4 protein-coding genes are annotated in these 1,636 nt (G+C 62.2%); all 4 read right to left on the bottom strand.

The window, feature by feature from the left end:
* The coding region (locus Q7U29_RS12960; RefSeq protein ID WP_304741973.1) for a hypothetical protein at positions 1-288 on the bottom strand (288 nt) is incomplete at its 3' end.
* 53 nt (positions 289-341) lie between these two features.
* Positions 342-554 carry a hypothetical protein gene (locus tag Q7U29_RS12955; RefSeq protein WP_304741971.1) on the bottom strand — a complete coding sequence of 71 codons (213 nt, stop codon included), beginning with the start codon at positions 552-554 and terminating at the stop codon, positions 342-344.
* Positions 555-624: 70 nt separating this feature from the next.
* On the bottom strand, positions 625-1,302 hold the full coding sequence (locus Q7U29_RS12950; RefSeq protein WP_304741969.1) for a response regulator transcription factor: 678 nt from the start codon (positions 1,300-1,302) through the stop codon (positions 625-627).
* 169 nt (positions 1,303-1,471) lie between these two features.
* The gene (locus Q7U29_RS27710) at positions 1,472-1,630 is read right to left on the bottom strand and encodes a putative nucleotidyltransferase substrate binding domain-containing protein (protein WP_370691751.1); all 159 of its coding nucleotides are present in this window, start codon (positions 1,628-1,630) and stop codon (positions 1,472-1,474) included.
* Between the last annotated feature and the right edge of the window lie 6 nt (positions 1,631-1,636).

The following is a 1,636-nucleotide window of genomic DNA, read 5'->3' as shown; positions in this document are numbered from 1 at the left end:
GCGCACTGCTCGGGCAGTGGCGAACCCAGCAGATGGTGGCGGCGGAGTAGCTATCAACGTCATTGCGAGGAGCGCTTGCGACGAAGCAATCCATTTCGCAGCGGTACCGGCTGATAGATGGATTGCTTCGTCGCAAGCGCTTCTCGCAACGACGCGGTGGGAGTTTGCATCAACTTTCAACAGCAGATGTACGTCCGCATTCTCGCGGCGCCATGCGTCCGGGCTTTGCGTCGCAAGTTTTGCCTGGCGAAAACTTTCTTGCCTCCGATAAGGAGAAGCCTCGCTCACGCGATATGTCACTCCTGAAGCGGTCCGCGCGGCCGAGATGCCCCCGAAGGCGGCTATCGAATGACGCCGGCGACATGATCGTCCGGATCGGCCGTGTAATAATCGATGGTCAGCACGCCCAGCACGACCAGCACGCTCGCGGCGACACCGGATAGGATGCCCAGGCATCCCACCGCCAATACTGCCAGCAGGAGAATGCAGAATACATCGGCGGCAATCTTGCCGCCCCGCTCGATGCCGTCCATTCTTCGCTGGAAATAGGCCATGGCGTCCTCCGCTGTTGTCGCGTCCAGATGTAGCCGATGATGGCTTCGAGTCGGTTCGTTTACGCAACGGCTACGACGCCGAGGGTGTGCCTTGCCGCCACTGGCCGCCGGAAATCTTGGCGGCGGCGATCACGGCCTGGGTACGGCTCTCGACGCCGAGTTTTTGCAGGATCGCCGATACGTGCGCCTTGATGGTCGCTTCCGACACGCCGAGTTCGTAGGCGATCTGCTTGTTGAGCAGACCTTCCGACAGCATCATCAGCACCCGCACCTGCTGCGGGGTCAGCGTCACCAGCCGGTCGCGCAGCCGGGTCATATCCGGGTCGGCGGTGGAGGTGAGATCGGTGTCCGGCGGGATCCAGACGTCGCCTTCCATGATCTTCACAATGGCGTCGCGCAGCGTCTCGACCCCGAAGCGCTTGGGAATGAAGCCGGAGGCGCCGAAATCCAGCGAACGGCGGATGGTGCCGCCATCGTCGCTGGCCGAGACGATCACCACGGGGATCGCCGGGTATTGCGCGCGCAGGTAAATCAGGCCGGAGAAACCGCTGATACCCGGCATGGTCAGATCGAGCAGCACCAGATCGACATCGGAATCCCGCTCCAGCAGCTTGGTCAATTCGTCAAAGGACCCCGCTTCGCCGATCTTCGCCGAAGGCACGACGCTGGCGACCGCCTGTCGCAAGGCATCGCGGAACAGCGGATGGTCATCGGCGATGACGAGATGGGTGTTGACAGCGGCGGTCATTGATTTCTTGTGAGACGGTTGCAAACCCTTGACCGCTTCGAGGAGGCCCGCCAAGCGAGTTTTCGGGTTGATTGTCCCCTGCCGGGCCGCCGCATGCAAGCGCGCAATATTCCCCCGCGGCAAAGCGGTTAACTCGCCCATTGTGCATCGCAACATTCGCGATCCCGAATCATTGCCTGAACAGGAGATCGCGGGTCAGGGCATCGATCGCGGTGACCGCGCGAAGCGCCGCCTGCAAACGATCGCGGTCGCGGGCCGTCAATCGCTTCACCGCAACGGTGTTGGAGGGCGGGATCCCGTGGGCGATATCATCGACCTGCTGCGACAGGATGAG

This window comes from Bradyrhizobium sp. (assembly GCF_030654605.1).
GTDB lineage: Bacteria > Pseudomonadota > Alphaproteobacteria > Rhizobiales > Xanthobacteraceae > Bradyrhizobium.
This window is presented reverse-complemented; position numbering and strand designations above follow the sequence as displayed.

Excerpts from the sequence above, each read along its gene's own strand:
- Q7U29_RS12950 (WP_304741969.1), bottom strand. The coding sequence starts at position 1,302 with ATGACCGCCGCTGTCAACACCCATCTCGTCATCGCCGATGACCATCCG.
- Q7U29_RS12955 (WP_304741971.1), bottom strand. The coding sequence starts at position 554 with ATGGCCTATTTCCAGCGAAGAATGGACGGCATCGAGCGGGGCGGCAAG.